The sequence below is a fragment of the Streptomyces fructofermentans genome, from assembly GCF_014651055.1.
Lineage (GTDB): Bacteria > Actinomycetota > Actinomycetes > Streptomycetales > Streptomycetaceae > Streptomyces > Streptomyces fructofermentans.
The window spans coordinates 100,554-115,731 of the sequence record NZ_BMWD01000009.1; the positions used below are offsets into that span (position 1 = coordinate 100,554).

Annotated in this window: 12 protein-coding genes and 1 pseudogene; 4 read left to right on the plus strand and 9 right to left on the minus strand. The window is 74.0% G+C overall.

The window, feature by feature from the left end; all coding sequences use genetic code 11:
- Positions 1 to 12 precede the first annotated feature (12 nt).
- The 5 genes from IE265_RS15110 to IE265_RS15130 all read right to left on the minus strand — a co-directional run bounded on the left by IE265_RS15110 (position 13) and on the right by IE265_RS15130 (position 6,907).
- Positions 13 to 1,449, minus strand: a complete 1,437-nt coding sequence (locus IE265_RS15110) for a lysine N(6)-hydroxylase/L-ornithine N(5)-oxygenase family protein (protein ID WP_190036059.1) — start codon at positions 1,447 to 1,449, stop codon at positions 13 to 15.
- Complete coding sequence (locus IE265_RS15115) at positions 1,446 to 2,966, minus strand: pyridoxal phosphate-dependent decarboxylase family protein (protein ID WP_190036060.1); 1,521 nt, start codon at positions 2,964 to 2,966, stop codon at positions 1,446 to 1,448. Before IE265_RS15115 ends, IE265_RS15110 begins: the two co-directional genes overlap by 4 nt.
- Positions 2,967 to 3,318: 352 nt before the next feature.
- Positions 3,319 to 5,820: an aminopeptidase N gene (gene pepN / locus IE265_RS15120; RefSeq protein WP_190036061.1), complete on the minus strand. Its 2,502-nt coding sequence runs from the start codon at positions 5,818 to 5,820 to the stop codon at positions 3,319 to 3,321.
- 58 nt (positions 5,821 to 5,878) lie between these two features.
- Positions 5,879 to 6,397 (minus strand): response regulator, encoded by a 519-nt coding sequence (locus IE265_RS15125; RefSeq protein WP_190036062.1) that lies wholly within the window; start codon positions 6,395 to 6,397, stop codon positions 5,879 to 5,881.
- Between the two features lie 171 nt (positions 6,398 to 6,568).
- Positions 6,569 to 6,907 (minus strand): chorismate mutase, encoded by a 339-nt coding sequence (locus tag IE265_RS15130; protein ID WP_190036063.1) that lies wholly within the window; start codon positions 6,905 to 6,907, stop codon positions 6,569 to 6,571.
- A 127-nt stretch (positions 6,908 to 7,034) separates the two neighbouring features.
- Between IE265_RS15130 and IE265_RS15135 the strand changes: the two genes are divergently transcribed.
- Positions 7,035 to 8,792, plus strand: coding sequence for a glycoside hydrolase family 35 protein (locus IE265_RS15135; protein WP_190036064.1), 1,758 nt, complete (start codon positions 7,035 to 7,037; stop codon positions 8,790 to 8,792).
- Positions 8,793 to 8,804: 12 nt separating this feature from the next.
- On the opposite strand, the gene IE265_RS15140 is transcribed toward IE265_RS15135, so the two are convergent.
- Together IE265_RS15140 and IE265_RS15145 are read right to left on the minus strand one after the other, a co-directional pair.
- Complete coding sequence (locus tag IE265_RS15140; RefSeq protein ID WP_190036065.1) at positions 8,805 to 9,257, minus strand: GNAT family N-acetyltransferase; 453 nt, start codon at positions 9,255 to 9,257, stop codon at positions 8,805 to 8,807.
- A 283-nt stretch (positions 9,258 to 9,540) separates the two neighbouring features.
- Positions 9,541 to 10,338, minus strand: coding sequence for a S1 family peptidase (locus IE265_RS15145; protein WP_190036206.1), 798 nt, complete (start codon positions 10,336 to 10,338; stop codon positions 9,541 to 9,543).
- Positions 10,339 to 10,509: 171 nt separating this feature from the next.
- On the opposite strand from IE265_RS15145, the gene IE265_RS15150 reads away from it, so the two are divergent.
- Positions 10,510 to 11,406, plus strand: coding sequence for a hypothetical protein (locus IE265_RS15150; protein ID WP_190036066.1), 897 nt, complete (start codon positions 10,510 to 10,512; stop codon positions 11,404 to 11,406).
- A 128-nt stretch (positions 11,407 to 11,534) separates the two neighbouring features.
- Complete coding sequence (locus tag IE265_RS15155; RefSeq protein ID WP_190036067.1) at positions 11,535 to 12,365, plus strand: ankyrin repeat domain-containing protein; 831 nt, start codon at positions 11,535 to 11,537, stop codon at positions 12,363 to 12,365.
- 321 nt (positions 12,366 to 12,686) lie between these two features.
- Here the strand turns inward: IE265_RS15155 and IE265_RS15160 are convergent, their stop codons facing one another.
- Both IE265_RS15160 and IE265_RS15165 read right to left on the minus strand, forming a co-directional pair.
- Entirely contained in the window at positions 12,687 to 13,595 is a 909-nt protein-coding gene (locus IE265_RS15160; protein ID WP_190036068.1) for an SDR family oxidoreductase, read from the minus strand.
- Position 13,596: 1 nt separating this feature from the next.
- A complete protein-coding gene (locus IE265_RS15165) occupies positions 13,597 to 14,331 on the minus strand; it encodes an SDR family oxidoreductase (RefSeq protein ID WP_190036069.1) in 735 nt (244 codons plus the stop codon).
- 88 nt (positions 14,332 to 14,419) lie between these two features.
- Between IE265_RS15165 and IE265_RS15170 the strand changes: the two are divergent.
- Positions 14,420 to 15,175: pseudogene (locus IE265_RS15170) on the plus strand (enoyl-CoA hydratase family protein); the annotation flags it as partial.
- Positions 15,176 to 15,178: the final 3 nt, after the last annotated feature.

Below are 15,178 nucleotides of genomic sequence, written 5' to 3' on the forward strand. Positions count from 1 at the left end.
TCGGCTGCCGTGTCAGTCGATGAGCGGGGTGAGCATCCTGGACTGTCTGGCGGAGGGGATCCGGGGCTGCTGGGTGAGTCCGAACGTCGTGAAGGCGGTTCGGCTCGGCAGCGGGTAGGGGTCGTTGTCCGTGAGGGAGTTGAGGATGCTCGCGCTGCGCCAGGCGGTGAGGCCGAGGTCGGGGGCGCCGACGCCGTGGGTGTGGCTCTCGCCGTTCTGGACGTGGACGGCTCCGGTGACGGCGGGGTCGAGGACGAGGCGGTGGTGCTCGTCGATCCGGGGCCGTGCGGAGGAGTCCCGGCGCATGTAGGGGTCGAGGCCGGCGAGGAGGGCGCCGAGGGGGCGTTCGCGGTAGCCGGTGGCGAGGACGACGGCGTCCGTGGTCAGGCGGGAGCGGCTGGCCTGCTGGACGTGTTCCAGGTGCAGTTCGATCCTGGTGGTGGCGATGCGTCCGGCGGTGCGGACGAGGACGCCGGGGGTGAGGACGGCGTCGGGCCAGCCGCCGTGCAGGGTGCGCCGGTAGAGCTCGTCGTGGATGGCGGCGATGGTGTCGGCGTCGATGCCTTTGTGGAGTTGCCACTGGGCGGGGACGAGCCGGTCGCGTTCGGGTTCGGGCAGGGCGTGGAAGTAGCGCGTGTAGTCGGGTGTGAAGTGTTCGAGGCCGAGCTTCGAGTACTCCATGGGGGCGAAGGCCTGGGTGCGGGAGAGCCAGTGGAGCTTCTCGCGGCCGGCGGGGCGGTGTCTGAGGAGGTCGAGGAAGACCTCGGCGCCGGACTGTCCGGAGCCGATGACGGTGACGTGTTCGGCCTTCAGGAGCCGTTCGCGGTGGTCGAGGTAGTCGGCGGCGTGGATGACGGGGACGGCGGGGGCGTCGACGAGGGGGCGCATGGGTTCGGGGACGTGGGGGGCGGTGCCGACGCCGAGGGCGATGTTCCTGGTGTAGGTGCGGCCGAGGGCTTCGGCTTCTCCGTCGGTGTCGAGTTGGGTGAAGTCGACTTCGAACAGGTCGCGTTCGGGGTTCCAGCGGACGGCGTCGACCTGGTGGCCGAAGCGGAGTGCGGGGAGGCTGTCGCCGACCCAGCGGCAGTAGGCGGCGTATTCGGCGCGGTGGATGCGGAAGCGCTCGGCGAAGTAGAAGGGGTAGAGGCGGCCGCGGGCCTTGAGGTAGTTGAGGAAGGACCAGGGGCTCGTGGGGTCGGCGAGGGTCACGAGGTCGGCGAGGAAGGGCACTTGGAGGGTGGTGCCGTCGATGAGCAGGCCGGGGTGCCAGTCGAAGCCGGGTCGCTGCTCGTAGAAGACGGCGTCGAGTCCGGTGAGCGGGTGGGCGAGGGCGGCCAGGGAGAGGTTGCTCGGGCCGATGCCGATGCCGACCAGGTCGCGGGGGGCTTCGGGCCTTTCCTGCGACGGGCCGTCGGGGGGTGTGGGTGGCGTCGGGGGCGTCCGTGTCATCGGGGGGTGTGTCCTTCCACCAGGTCCAGGAGCGCGGCGAGGTCGCCGGGTCCGGTGTGCGGGTTGAGCAGGGTGACCTTGAGCCAGAGGCGGTCGTCGAGTCGGGCGCGGCCGAGGACGGCGCGGCCTTCGGTGAGCAGGGTGCGGCGGACGGCGGCCACGGTGTCGTCGGTGGCGCCGGCGGGCCGGAAGAGGACCGTGCTGAGGGTGGGCCGGTCGTGGAGTTCGAAGCGGGGGTGGCGTCGCACGAGCCGGGCGAACTCGTCGGCGTGGGCGCAGACCTGGTCGACGAGGGCGCCGAGTCCGCTGCGGCCGAGGGTCCTGAGGGTGACGGCGATCTTGAGGATGTCGGGTCGCCGGGTGGTGCGCAGGGAGCGGCCGAGGAGGTCGGGGAGGCCCGCTTCGGTGTCGTCGTCGGCGTTGAGGTAGTCGGCGCGGTGGTCGAGTACGGCGAGTTCGTCGCGGTCGCGTACGGCGAGGAGGCCGGCGGCGACGGGCTGCCAGCCGAGTTTGTGCAGGTCGAGTGTGACGGTGTGGGCGCGGTCGAGGCCGGTCAGCCGGGCGCGGTGGCGGTCGCTGAAGAGGAGTCCTCCGCCGTACGCGGCGTCGATGTGCAGCCTGGCGCCGTGGGCCCGGCAGAGGTCGGCGATCCCGGGGAGCGGGTCGACGAGTCCCGCGTCGGTGGTGCCGGCGGTGGCGGCGACGAGGAGTGAGCCGCGGGGTCCGGGGAGGCGGGTGAGGGCTTCGTCGAGGGCGACGGGGTCCATGGTGCCGGCGGGGGCGGGCACGGTGACGGGTTCGGGGAGGCCGAGGAGCCAGGCGGCGCGGTGCAGGGAGTGGTGGGCGTTGGCCCCGCAGACGAGTCGTACGCCTCCGCCGTGGAGTTCGCGGGCCAGGAGGAGGGCGAGCTGGTTGGACTCGGTGCCGCCGGTGGTGACGAGTGCGTCGCTCCCGCCGGGTCGTTCGGTGCCGGGCGGGCTCGGGGCGGTGGTGCCGGTCGGGGTGCCGCCCGTGGTGGGGGTGCGGCCGTGCGGGTCGGCGTCGGGGTCGGCGCCGGCCTGCGTACGGGGCTGTGCACGGGCTTGCGTGCCGGTCCGCGCGGCGGCTTGCGGGTAGACCTCGGCGGCGAGGGCCTCGGTGACCAGGGCTTCGAGTGCGGAGGCGGCGGGGGCCTGGTCCCATGAGTCCAGGGAGGGGTTCAGGACGGAGGCGGCGAGGTCCGCCGCCGCGGCCACGGCGAGGGGCGGGCAGTGCAGGTGGGCGGCGCACAGCGGGTCGGCGGGGTCGGCGGCGCCCTCGGCGAGTGCCCGGACGAGTGTGTGCAGGGCGGTCGCGTCGCCGTGCGGGGGCAGTACCTCGCCCAGGGCCGCGCGGACGCGTGCGGCGACCGGGCCGGGTCCGCCGGCCGGCAGGGGTCCGCCGCGGGCCTCGGCGCCGGCCCGGAGTGCGTCGAGCACGGTGTCGAGCAGGGGGCGCAGGGTGTCCGGGCCGTGGGGACCTGAGGCGAGCGAACTCATCGGCGTCCTCCATGGGCGCGCGGCGGGGGTTTCCAGCCTGTACGCGTTCGGTTCGACGCGCCCTGGGACTTCAACGATCCGGACCCGAAAGGGGGTACTGCCGTGCGGTGAGAGCTTGCCGGGAGGACGGCGGCGGGGGCACTGGGCGTCGGCGCGGGCGGTGGACGTGGGTCCACCGGTGGGACGCCGGTGGGCGCCGGTGGGCCTTGGGGGCCGGCGGTCTTTGGGGGTCGGCGGCCCTTGGGGCCCGTCGACGCCGGTTCCCCGCGTCCCTGAGGGGGCGCGGGGAACCGGGAGGGGCGGGGGGACGCCGGCCGCGGCGGCCGGCGTCGTACGGGACGGGACCGGGTGGCTATCCCTCCTGTACGCGCAACGCGCGCGCGAGGTCGTCGAGTTGGTCGGCGAGCTTGCGGCGCAGGGCGGGGGTGGGGCCGGAGTCGGCGAGGCACCGCTCGCCCAGGGCGAGGGTCTCGGCGGAGATCGCGTACACGGGGAACGCCCAGCGGCCCGCCGCCTCGGCGATGGCGGGGCCGCGGCGTGCCGCGACGGCGACCGCGTCCTCGAAGTAGCGGGGTACGAACTCCCGTACGAGGTCGGCCTGTTCGGGCTGCCAGAAGCCCTGGGCGGTGGCGGTGAAGAGGTAGTTGGAGAGGTCGTCGGACGCGAACATCGCCTCCCAGGCGGCCCGCTTGGCGACCGGGTCCGGGAGCGCGGCGCGGCAGCGGGCGGCGCCCTCCTGGCCGGTGGCGCTGGGGTCCTGGACGAGTTCGGCCTCGATGACGGCGTCGTCGATGGCGCCGAGGACGGCGAGGCGGCCGAGGATGCGCCAGCGCAGTTCGGGGTCGAGTTCGGGGCCGCCGGGCACCGTGCCCTCGGAGAACCAGGCGCTGATCGTGTCGGGCTGGGCGGCGACGTCGATGAGGTGGCGCACCGCGATCAGGCGGAGCCCGGGGTGGGAGCCGTCCTCGGTGCGGCGGATCAGGTCGCGGCACAGGGAGGAGAGGGTGGCGAGGGCGGCGGGCCGGTCGGGGGCGGCCAGGTAGCGGTCGGCGACCTGGGCGGAGGCGAAGCCGAGGACGCCCTGGACGACGGCGAGGTCGGTCTCCTCGGGGAGGTGGGCGCGGGCGGTCTCCAGGTAGGCGGCGGGGTCGAGGTCGCCGTCCCGGACCATGTCGCGCAGGGTGTTCCACAGGACGGCGCGGGTCAGGGCGTCGGGGACGCGGGAGATGCCGCGCAGGGCGGTCTCCTCGGACGTGTCGTCGAGGCGGATCTTGGCGTAGGTGAGGTCGAGGTCGTTGGGGACGACCAGTGCGGGCCGGGTGCCGGGGCGGGACTCGGCGGCGGGGTCGCCCGGCACGTCGGTCTCGTAGCGCTCGCGCAGGACGAGGGTGTGGCCGCCGCCGAGGTCGCGGTCGTAGACGCCGACGGTGACGCGGTGCGGGCGGCTTCCGTCGCGGTCGACGGTGAGGGTCCACTGCCCCGGTTCCGCGGTGACGGACGCGGTGAGCGTGTCGACGCCGGTGGTGCGCAGCCAGGCGTCCGCCCAGGCGTGGACGTCGCGTTCGGTCGCCCCGGCCAGGGAGTCGATGAAGTCGGCGAGGGTGGCGTTGGCGAACCTGTGGCGGGCGAAGTGGGTGTTGATGCCGGCCAGGAAGTCCTTGTCGCCGAGCCAGGCGACGAGTTGGCGCAGCGCCGAGGCGCCCTTGGCGTAGGAGATGCCGTCGAAGTTGAGCATCGCGGAGGCGGTGTCGGGGACGGCGTCGGGGTCGGGGGCGACGGGGTGGGTGGAGGGCCGCTGGTCGGCGTCGTAGCCCCAGGCCTTGCGGACGATGCCGAAGTCGGTCCATGTGTCGGTGAAGCGGGTGGCCTCGGTGAGGGTCTGGTAGCCCATGTACTCGGCGAAGGACTCGTTGAGCCAGATGTCGTCCCACCAGCGCAGGGTGACGAGGTCGCCGAACCACATGTGGGCCATCTCGTGGGCGATGACCATGGCGCGGGTCTGGCGTTCGGTGTCGGTGACGGCGGAGCGGTAGACGAACTCGTCGCGGAAGGTGACGAGGCCGGGGTTCTCCATGGCGCCGGCGTTGAACTCGGGGACGAACGCCTGGTCGTAGGAGTCGAAGGGGTAGGGCTCCTCGAACTTCTCGTGGTAGCGGTCGAAGCAGGCGCGGGTGATGTCGAGGATCTCGTCGGCGTCGGTGTCGAGGTGCGGTGCCAGGGAGCGGCGGCAGTGGATGCCGAAGGGCAGGCCGCGGTGCTCGGTGCGTACGGAGTGCCAGGGGCCGGCGGCGACGGCGACGAGGTAGGTGGAGATCAGTGGGGTGGGCGCGGCGCGCCAGTGGCCGTCGTCGGTGCGGGTGGTGACGCCGTTGGCGAGGACGGTCCATTCCTCGGGGGCCTTGACCGAGAGCTCGAAGACGGCCTTGAGGTCGGGCTGGTCGAACGCGGCGAAGACGCGCTGGACGTCGTCCATGAAGAGCTGGGTGTAGAGGTACGTCTCGCCGTCGGTGGGGTCGGTGAAGCGGTGCATGCCCTCGCCGGTGCGGCTGTAGCGCATGGCGGTGTCGAGGCGCAGTTCGTGTTCGCCTGCGGTGAGGTTCTTGATCGGAAGCCGGTTGCCGTCGAGGGACTCCGGGTCGATCGGCTGTCCGTCGAGGGTGACGGAGCGCAGTTCGGCGGGCTTGAGCTCGACGAAGGTGTCCCCGTCCGCGCGGGCGGTGAAGGTGATGACGGTACGGGAGTCGAACGTCTCGTCGCCGCGGGTGAGGTCGAGCTCGATCCGGTAGCGGTGGACGTCGAGGAGTGTGGCACGGGTCTGCGCTTCGTCGCGCGTCAGTACGGACATGGGTGACATGCTGCCTGATCGGCGCGGCACGGCACAGGGCGTGGTGCCGTCCCGGCCTCCGGGGGCGTCACGCGGTGCGGTCCTGGTGCCGGGCGTGGGCGGCGGGCCGCCGGGTGGGCAGGAGGGTGCCGCGGCGTTCGGCGGGTCCGTGGCCGTCGGTGAGGGCGCGCAGTTCGAGCAGTTCCTGTTCCAGTGCCCGGCAGCGCTGGTGGGTGTCGAACAGGTGGCGGATCTTGGTGCGCAGGGCCCAGGGGTCGACGGGTTTGGTGACGAGGTCGGCGACGCCCAGCCGGAAGGCGGCGGAGGTGAGGGCGGTGTCCGGTCCGAAGCCGGTGACGAGGACGACCGGGATGCGCTGGGTCTGTTCGACGCCGCGCATGTATCTGACGATGTCGAGGCCGCCGACGCCGGGCATGCGGACGTCGAGCAGGAGCAGGCCGATCCGGCCGCGCAGGACTTCCTTGAGCGCCGCGTCGCCGCTGGTCGCCCGGGTCAGGTGGTAGCCGAGCGGGGCGAGGGCGCTCTCCAGGGCGTAGAGCGTGTCCTCGTGGTCGTCGACGATGAGGATCTTGGCGTCCGGCGGCATGGAGCGGTGTCCCCTCGTTTGGACAACGGGCAGGTGTCCGAACCGGTTGACAGGGAGTACCCGTGGGCTGACAAGGAGTGCTCAGCGCAGGATGCCTCATTTCGGCGCGCAGGCCGAGGGGGTCTCCGGACAACGGCGTGAGATGAGGGGTCGCGCAGTGCCGTACGCGGGTCATTCCCGGGGGTCGGCGCCGTCCGCGATGCGCTCGTGGTGGCGGATGACCTCGGCAATGATGAAGTTCAGCAGCTTCTCGGCGAACGCCGGGTCGAGTTTGGCGTTTTCGGCCAGTCGGCGCAGCCGGGCGATCTGGTGGGCCTCGCGGGAGGGGTCGGCGGGCGGCAGTTGGTGGGCGGCCTTGAGGTGGCCGACCTGCTGGGTGCACTTGAAGCGCTCGGCGAGCATGTGGACGACGGCGGCGTCGATGTTGTCGATGCTCTCGCGCAGCCGGGCGAGTTCGGCGCGGACGGCGGGGTCCGCGTCACCCGCGATGCCGGTGTTGCTGGTGTTCATGGGCGTCCACCCTACGCGGCGGGTCCTGGGGGGTGCGGGGCCGCTCGGTCCCGGGCGGCGCGGGGCGGGGGGGGCCGCGGCGCCGTACCGTGGACCGGCGCAGCCGTCGGGGGTGAGGGTGGGGCGCATGAGCGAGTTCGCGGTCGGGGAGACCGACTTTCTGCTGGACGGGCGGCCCGTGCGGCTGCTGTCGGGGGCGCTGCACTACTTCCGGGTGCACGAGGAGCAGTGGGGGCACCGCCTGGCGATGCTGCGGGCGATGGGCCTGAACTGCGTGGAGACGTACGTGCCGTGGAATCTCCACGAGCCGCGTCCGGGTGACGTCCGGGACGTGGGGGCGCTCGGCCGGTTCCTGGACGCGGCTCGTGCGGCGGGGCTGTGGGCGATCGTGCGCCCGGGTCCTCACATCTGCGCCGAGTGGGAGAACGGGGGTCTGCCGCAGTGGGTGACCGGTGCGCCGGGGGCCCGGGTGCGGACCCGGGACGAGCGGTTCCTCGGGCAGGTGGGCCGCTGGTTCGACCGGCTGCTGCCGGAGGTCGTGCCGCGGCAGCTCGGCCGCGGCGGCCCGGTGGTCATGGTGCAGGTCGAGAACGAGTACGGCAGTTACGGTTCGGACCGCGACTATCCCCGCCGGCTGGCGGAGCTGCTGCGTGCCGGGGGCGTGGAGGTGCCGCTGTTCACGTCGGACGGTGCCGAGGACCACATGCTCACCGGCGGCGCCCTGGAGGGAGTGACGGCCACCGTGAACTTCGGTTCGCGGGCGCGGGCGGCGTTCGAGGTGCTGCGCGCGCACCGGCCGTCGGGGCCGCTGATGTGCATGGAGTTCTGGTGCGGCTGGTTCGACCACTGGGGAGCCGGGCACCAGGTGCGGGACCCGGGCGAGGCGGCGGGGGCGTTGCGCGAGGTCCTGGAGTGCGGGGCCTCGGTGAACCTGTACATGGCGCACGGGGGCACGAACTTCGGGGGCTGGGCGGGTGCGAACCGGGGCGGGGCGCTGCACGACGGGCCGCTGCGGCCGGACGTGACGTCGTACGACTACGACGCGCCGGTGGACGAGTACGGTCGCCCCACCGCGAAGTTCTGGGCGTTCCGGTCGGGCCTGGCCGAGTACGCGGACGCCCCGCCGCCCGCTCTGCCGCCCGCGCCGCCCGTGCTGGGCTCCCCCGCCGCCGTCGACCTCACGGACAGGGCGCCGCTGTCCGCGGTGCTCGACGCGCTCGGCGAGCCGGAGGAGGAACACCCGGTGCCGCCCACGTTCGAGGAACTGGGTGTGGACCGGGGCCTGGTGCGCTACACGGTCGACGTGCCGGGGCCGCGTGGCCCGTACCCGCTGTCGGTGCGCGGGCTGCGGGATCTCGCGGTGGTGTACGTCGACGGGGTGCGGGCCGGAGTGCTGACGGAGGAGGAGCCGCTGCTCGGCGAGCCGGTCGCCGGGCCCGCGCGCGTGGAGCTGTGGGTGGAGTCGCTGGGGCGGGTCAACTACGGGCCGCGCACCGGGGAGCCGAAGGGTGTCACCGGTGGCGTGCTGCACGAGCGGCAGTTTCTGCACGGGGTGCGCGCGCGGGCGCTGCGGCTGGACGCGTTCGACGCCGGGGTGGGGCGGGTGCCGTTCCGGGCCCGTGGCGGGGAGGGCGGGCCCGGTCTGTACCGGGGCACCGCGACGGTCTCGGGCGCCGGCGACGCGCTGCTCGAACTCCCCGGCTGGACGCGGGGGTTCGTGTGGGTGAACGGGTTCTGCCTGGGCCGTTACTGGTCGTTGGGCCCGCAGTCGTCGCTGTTCGTCCCCGGGCCGGTGCTGCGGGAGGGTGTCAACGACGTGTGGGTGCTGGAGTTCGAGGAGACGTCCGGGCCGCCCGTGCTGCGGGGTGCGGGCGCGGGCGGCTGACGCCGGTTCGGGTCAGGGCCGGGCGGGCCCGAGGGCCTTGTGGAGGTGGACGTCCTGGTGGCCGCCGGGGATGCCGTCGGTGCGGCCGGTCTCGCGGTAGCCGAGGCGCCGGTAGAAGTCGGGTGCCTGGAAGGTGAACGACGAGACGATCATGTCGGCGCAGCCGCGGCGCCGGGCCTCCGCCTCGGCCTCGCGCATGAGTTTCGTGCCCCATCCCGCGTGGCGCTGGTCCTCGCGCACCCAGAGCATGTCGACGGCGCACAGGGTGCCCCAGAACCAGCCGGTGAGCCCTCCGGCGACGTCGCCGCGCCCGTCGGTCGCCCGTACCGAGAACTCGGCGGGTTCCCCGGCTCCGGTGGCCCGGTTGTTGAACTCGGTGAGTTCGCGGTCGAGCCGTTTCGACAGTTCCTCGTCCTGGCCGCCGACCCGCAGGGACGCGGTGGCGGGCTCGTGTTCGGCGCTCATGGGACGCAGTATCGGGGGCGGCGCACGCCCCGGTCGACCGAAAATCGCCGACCTCACCGGGCATGGGGTGCGGGAGGGGGTGTGCCAGGCGGGCGGGGCGCCGCGGGAGGCCGGGGACGGGCGCGAGGGACGGAGACGCGGGCCGGGACGCAGACGGGTCAGGGGCGCGAGCGCAGGGGTGCGGGCGAAGGGCGGAGGGGGGCGGGCGGAGGGCGCAGGGGGGCGAGCCGGAAAGGGGCGTTCGCGGGGTGCCCGCGAACGCCCCTCCACCGGACCCGTACGCCTACAGCGTCGCCGCGGCGCTGGCTATCGCGCTCGCGAACGTGGAGACCTCGGTGTAGACACCGGGCACCAGCGGCCGTGCGCAGCCGTCGCCCCAGCTGACGATCCCGACCTGGATCCACGCGCCGCCGTCGTCCTTGCGGAACATGGGCCCGCCGGAGTCGCCCTGGCAGGTGTCGACCCCGCCGCGCGGCAGCCCGGCGCACAGTTCCTGCGAGGGAACGAGGTCGCCGCCGTAGTGCAGCTTGCACCTGCGGTCGCTGACGAACGGCACCTTGGCCTTGAGCAGCTTGGTCGAGCCCGTGTTGGCGTTCTCCGCCGTGTCGCCCCAGCCCGCGATGATGAACGCGCCCCTGTTGTAGCGGGTGTTCGTCGCGATCTTCAGCGTGGGCCGATCGATGGGCCGGGCGAGCTTGACGAGCGCCCAGTCCTTGCCGGTTCCGTTGTAGCCCGGGGCCTGGAGGACCTTGGTGGACTTGACCTTGATCGCCGCGGGGTCGCCGAGGTCGGTGACCCCGGCGGTCGCGGTGATGCGGGTGGTGCTGCCCGAACCGGACACGCAGTGCGCGGCGGTCAGGACGACGTCCTTCTTGTAGAGCGCGCCGCCGCAGCCCATGGACAGGTGGACCATGAACGGGAACTCGTTCTGCGCGGCGGGAACGCCCCCGACCACCGGCGCGGGAGCGGCCTGGGCGGCGAGAGGCTGGAGGCTCGCGGTCGCGAGGGCGACGGCACCCACCGCCGCGGCCCGCCGGAAGGCGGTTCTCCCGAGGAAACTGAACCTGCTATTGGTCAACATCATCCCTTTCATGGGGATTTGAGTGCGCGGAAGGGCGCACAGAAGTATGAGGATCATGGGGCATCGACGGCAAGGGCGGATCTCACGGTCCGGCCGGGCAACCCGGCCCGGCGGATTCCGCTCTCGTCCCCGTAGAGTGGAGGGAGTTCGGGGCCTCTTGGGGGGACGGGCGTGGCGAACGGCGGTCCGGTCGAGCACGGCTATCCGCACCTGGAGACGGTGCGGGCGGCGGTGACCGCGCTGTACAAGCGCCTCTCGTACGACACCGTCCGGACCTTCGCGAGCAGCGTGCCCCTCGCCGACGTGGCGTTCGGGGACACCGACGACCTGCATCTGGGGGCCCAGCGGGTGGCCCGTGAACTGGTGCTGCACTTCCGGTTGCCGGACGCCCGGATGATCGTGGGCTTCCGGGAGATGGAGCACGCGGCGAGCGTCGAACTGGCGGCGGGCCCGGAGTACTTCATCGAGCTGAACGACCGCTTCCGCCGGCACCGCAGGGACATCGGCGCGGCCCTCGCGCACGAGGTGATGCACGTGTACCTGCACCGGCTCGGGCTCTCTTTCCCGGGCACGCGCGACAACGAGATCCTCACGGACACCGCGACGACGTACCTCGGCGCGGGCTGGCTGCTGCTGGACGCGTTCCGGGAGGACGCCACGTCCTCGCAGAAGCTCGGCTATCTGACACCGGAGGAGTTCGGGTACGTGCTGGCGAAGCGCTCCCTGGCGTTCGGCGAGGACCCCGCCACGTGGTTCACCAGCCCGCAGGCGTACACCGCGTACACCCGCGGGCTGGACCGGGCCCGGCACGACGAGCGGCAGCCGCCGCTGACGGCCGCCGGATGGGCGGGCCGCCGCCGCTACGCGAAGGACCGCAGGCACGCCCAGGAGCAGGCCGCCCCGTCCGCGCCCGCGGGCACCCCGTACAGCTTCACACCGGACGACGGCGGCCCGTTGCGCGTCTCGTTCCCCTGCCCGACGTGCCACCAGCGGATCCGGGTGCCGGTCCGGGGCCGGGTGAGGGCGCGCTGCGGGCTGTGCCGAACGGTTCTGGAGTGCGACACATAGGGGCGGGCTCGGAGGCGGCGGGACACGGGTCCACCGGCGGGGGCGGCAGCCGACGCAGAGGTGCGGCGCGGGCACAGGCAGGGGCAGAGGCAGAGGCAGAGGCAGAGGCAGTGACGGAGGAACGATCCATGGGGAATCCGGCGGCCGCGCTCCACGCGGCGGTCCACGCGGGCGACGAGCGGGCGGTCGCCCGGCTGCTGCGCGCGGGCGCGAGCCCGGAGGCGACGGACGACGAGGGCGTCACCGCCCTGTACACGGCGGCCGCGGACGGCCGTTCCGCCGTCGTACGCCTCCTGCTGGCCTCCGGGGCCGCCCCCGACCGGTTGAGCGGGGACGGCGAGTCCCCGCTGTGCGGGGCGGCGTGCTGGGGCCGCACCGATGCCGTACGCGAACTGCTGGCGGCCGGGGCCGCGCCGGACCTGGCCGAGGAGTTCGGCCACACGGCGTCGACCTGGGCCGTGCGGGGCGGCCACACCGCCGTGCTCGCCGAACTGCTGGCCGCGGGCGCCGACCCGGACCGCCCGATGCCCCCGCCCGGCGGCGAACCCCTGCTGGTGGCGGCGGTCCGCCGGGGCTCCCCCGGCTGCGTACGCCTGCTCTTCGCGCACGGCGCCGCAGCGCGCCCCGAGGCCCTGGCCGAGGCCCGCCGGCTGTCGGCGCGGGACGTGGAGGCCGAGCTGCGGGGCGCCCTGGAGCGGGCGCACGGCCCCGGTCACTCGTTCACGACCCGCCGCTTCACCCGGGACGGTGGCGGACGCGGACTCGGCGGCGACGCCGTCGGCGTCGTGGAGGTGACGCTCCTGCGCGACGGCCGGCCGGCCGCGTCCGACGACCGGGAGACGGGCCAGGCCGAGGTCCTCGCGCTCCTCGAAGCGGGGCCCGGCCCGTCGGGGGCCGCACCGGCGGCCGACCCCTCGGCCCCCTCGGCCCCGCGGACCGGCGGACCGGCGGCGCCATGACCACGTGACCCCATGATCAATGCCTCATGACCCATGACCCATGACCCGGAACCCGGGACTCGCGGACCCGGAACTCGCAGTCCCGGAACTCGCGGACCTGGAACTCGCGGACCCGGGACTCGCGGACCCAGGACTCGCGGACCCGGGACTCGCGGGCCTCGTCGCCGAGGGGCCTCATGACCCGTGCCCGGCGACTGCCACCGGGCCACCCGGCCCCCCGGCGGACCGCCCGCCCGGCCGTCCGGTCACCCGGTGGACCGCCCGCCCGGCGGCCCGGTACCGCGCGGTCCTGTCGGCCCGTTCACGGGCGTCCGGCGCCGCCTACCGTGCCCCGTGGACCGGCTGGGGCGCCTCCGCGCGTGCCAGCAGGTCGCGGGCCGCGTCCCCGGCCCCCGCGGGCGTCCACCGCCCGCCCCTGTCCGTGCTCGGGCCGGGCCGCCAGCCCTCCATGACGGTGATCCGGCCGCCCTCGCTCTCGAACACCCGGCCGGTGACCCCCTCGCTCGCTCCCGAGCCCAGCCAGACGACGAGGGGGGACACGTTCTCGGGGGCCATCGCGTCGAAACCGCTGTCCGGCGCCGCCATGGCCTCGGCGAAGGCGGTCTCCGTCATCCGGGTGCGCGCGGCCGGCGCGACGGCGTTGACCTGCACCCCGTAGCGGCCCAGTTCGGCCGCGGCCACGAGTGTCAGCCCGATGATGCCCGCCTTCGCCGCGCTGTAGTTGCCCTGCCCGACGGAGCCCGACAGGCCCGCCCCGGAAGCGGTGTTGACGACCCGCGCGCGCGGTGCCCGTCCCTCCCGCGCCTCGGCCCGCCAGTGCGCGGCGGCATGCCTGAGAGGCAGGAAGTGGCCCTTGAGATGGACCCGCATGACGGCGTCCCAGTCGTCCTCGTCGAGGTTCACCAGCATCCGGTCGCGCAGGAACCCGGCGTTGTTGACGAGTGTGTCGAGCCGGCCGAACGACTCGACGGCCGTACGGATCAGGGACGCGGCACCCTCACCGGTCGCGATGTCGCCCCCGTGAGCGACGGCCTCGCCGCCGGCCGCGGTGATCTCGTCCACGACCCGCAGGGCCGGGCTGCCGGGGCCGGGCCGCCCGTCGAGGCCGACGCCGAGGTCGTTGACGACGACGCGGGCCCCCTCCGCCGCGAAGGCGAGGGCGTGCGCGCGCCCCAGTCCGCGCCCGGCTCCCGTGACGACGACCACCCGTCCGTCGCAGATTCCCGCCATCTCACGTCTCCTTGTTGACAGTCGCCGCGTCCAGGAAGGCCGGGCGTTCCCCGCCGCCGTGCACGAGGAGGCTGGCCCCGGTGATGTAGGCGGCGGCGTCGGAGGCGAGGAACACCGCCGCGCCGCCGACGTCCGAGGGCTCGGCGAGCCGGCCGAGCGGGACGGTGCGGGACACCGCCGCTACGCCGTCGTCGCCCCCGTAGTGCAGCCGTGCGAGCTCGGTGCGGACCATGCCGACGACGATGGTGTTGACCCGTACCTCCGGCGCCCACTCCACGGCCATCGAGCGGGCCAGGTTCTCCAGGCCCGCCTTCGCGGCCCCGTAGGCGGCCGTGCCGGGCGAGGGCCGGGTGCCGCTCACGCTGCCGATCATGACGACGGAGCCGCGCGCCCTGCGGAGGTGCTCGTACGCGGCCAGGGAGGCCGTCAGGGGCGCGGTGAGGTTCAGTTCGACGACCCGGGCGTGGCGCTCGGCGTCCGTCCCCGCGAGCGGCCGGTGGGGGGCGCCGCCCGCGTTGTTGACGAGGACGTCGAGGCGGGGCAGGCCGTCGAAGAAGGCGTGCACGGCAGGCCGGTCCCGCAGGTCCAGCGGGGCGAACTCCACTCCGTCCAGCGGGGTCTCGGGCGGCCTGCGCGCGCAGACGACCACCTGGGCGCCCGCCTCGGCGAACGCCTGCGCGATTCCGGCGCCGACGCCCCGGGTGCCGCCCGTGACCACCGCGAGCCGTTTGTCCACAGCCTCTCCCACTCGTCGGAATTCGCTGTTACCTTCAACTTCGGACCACACCTAACAAACGTTTGGTGGAAAGGTAGCTGATGCTTCCATGGGTGTCTCCACCTCGTCCCCGGAAAAGGGGATTTCCGTCGTCACGGTCGACTTCCCACCGGTGAACGCCCTCCCGGTGCGCGGCTGGTTCGAGCTGGCGGACGCCGTGCGCGCGGCGGGCCGCGACGCGGAGGTGCGCTGTGTGGTGCTGACCGCGCGGGGCCGGGGGTTCAACGCGGGCGTGGACATCAAGGAGATGCAGCGGGACAGCGGGGAGGCGACGGGTCACGGCGTGCTGAGAGGGGCCAACCGAGGCTGCGCGGAGGCGTTCGCCGCGGTGTACGAGTGCGAGGTCCCCGTGGTCGCCGCCGTGCACGGCTTCTGCCTGGGCGGCGGCATCGGGCTCGTGGGGAACGCGGACGCGATCGTGGCGAGCGAGGACGCGGTCTTCGGCCTGCCCGAGCTGGACCGGGGCGCCCTCGGCGCGGCCACGCATCTGGCCCGCCTGGTGCCTCAGCACCTGATGCGCGCGCTGTACTACACCTCGCGCACGGCCACGGCCGCCGAACTGCACGCGCACGGATCGGTGTGGCGGGTCGTGCCGGGAGCGGAGCTGCCGGGTGCGGCGATGGAGCTGGCCCGCGAGATAGCGGGCAAGGACGGGGTGCTGATCCGGCTGGCCAAGGCCGCGATCAACGGCATCGACCCCGTCGACGTGCGCCGCAGCTACCGCTTCGAGCAGGGCTTCACCTTCGAGGCGAACCTCTCCGGGGTCGCGGACCGGGTCCGGGCCGGCTTCGGAAGGCCGGACGGCCCC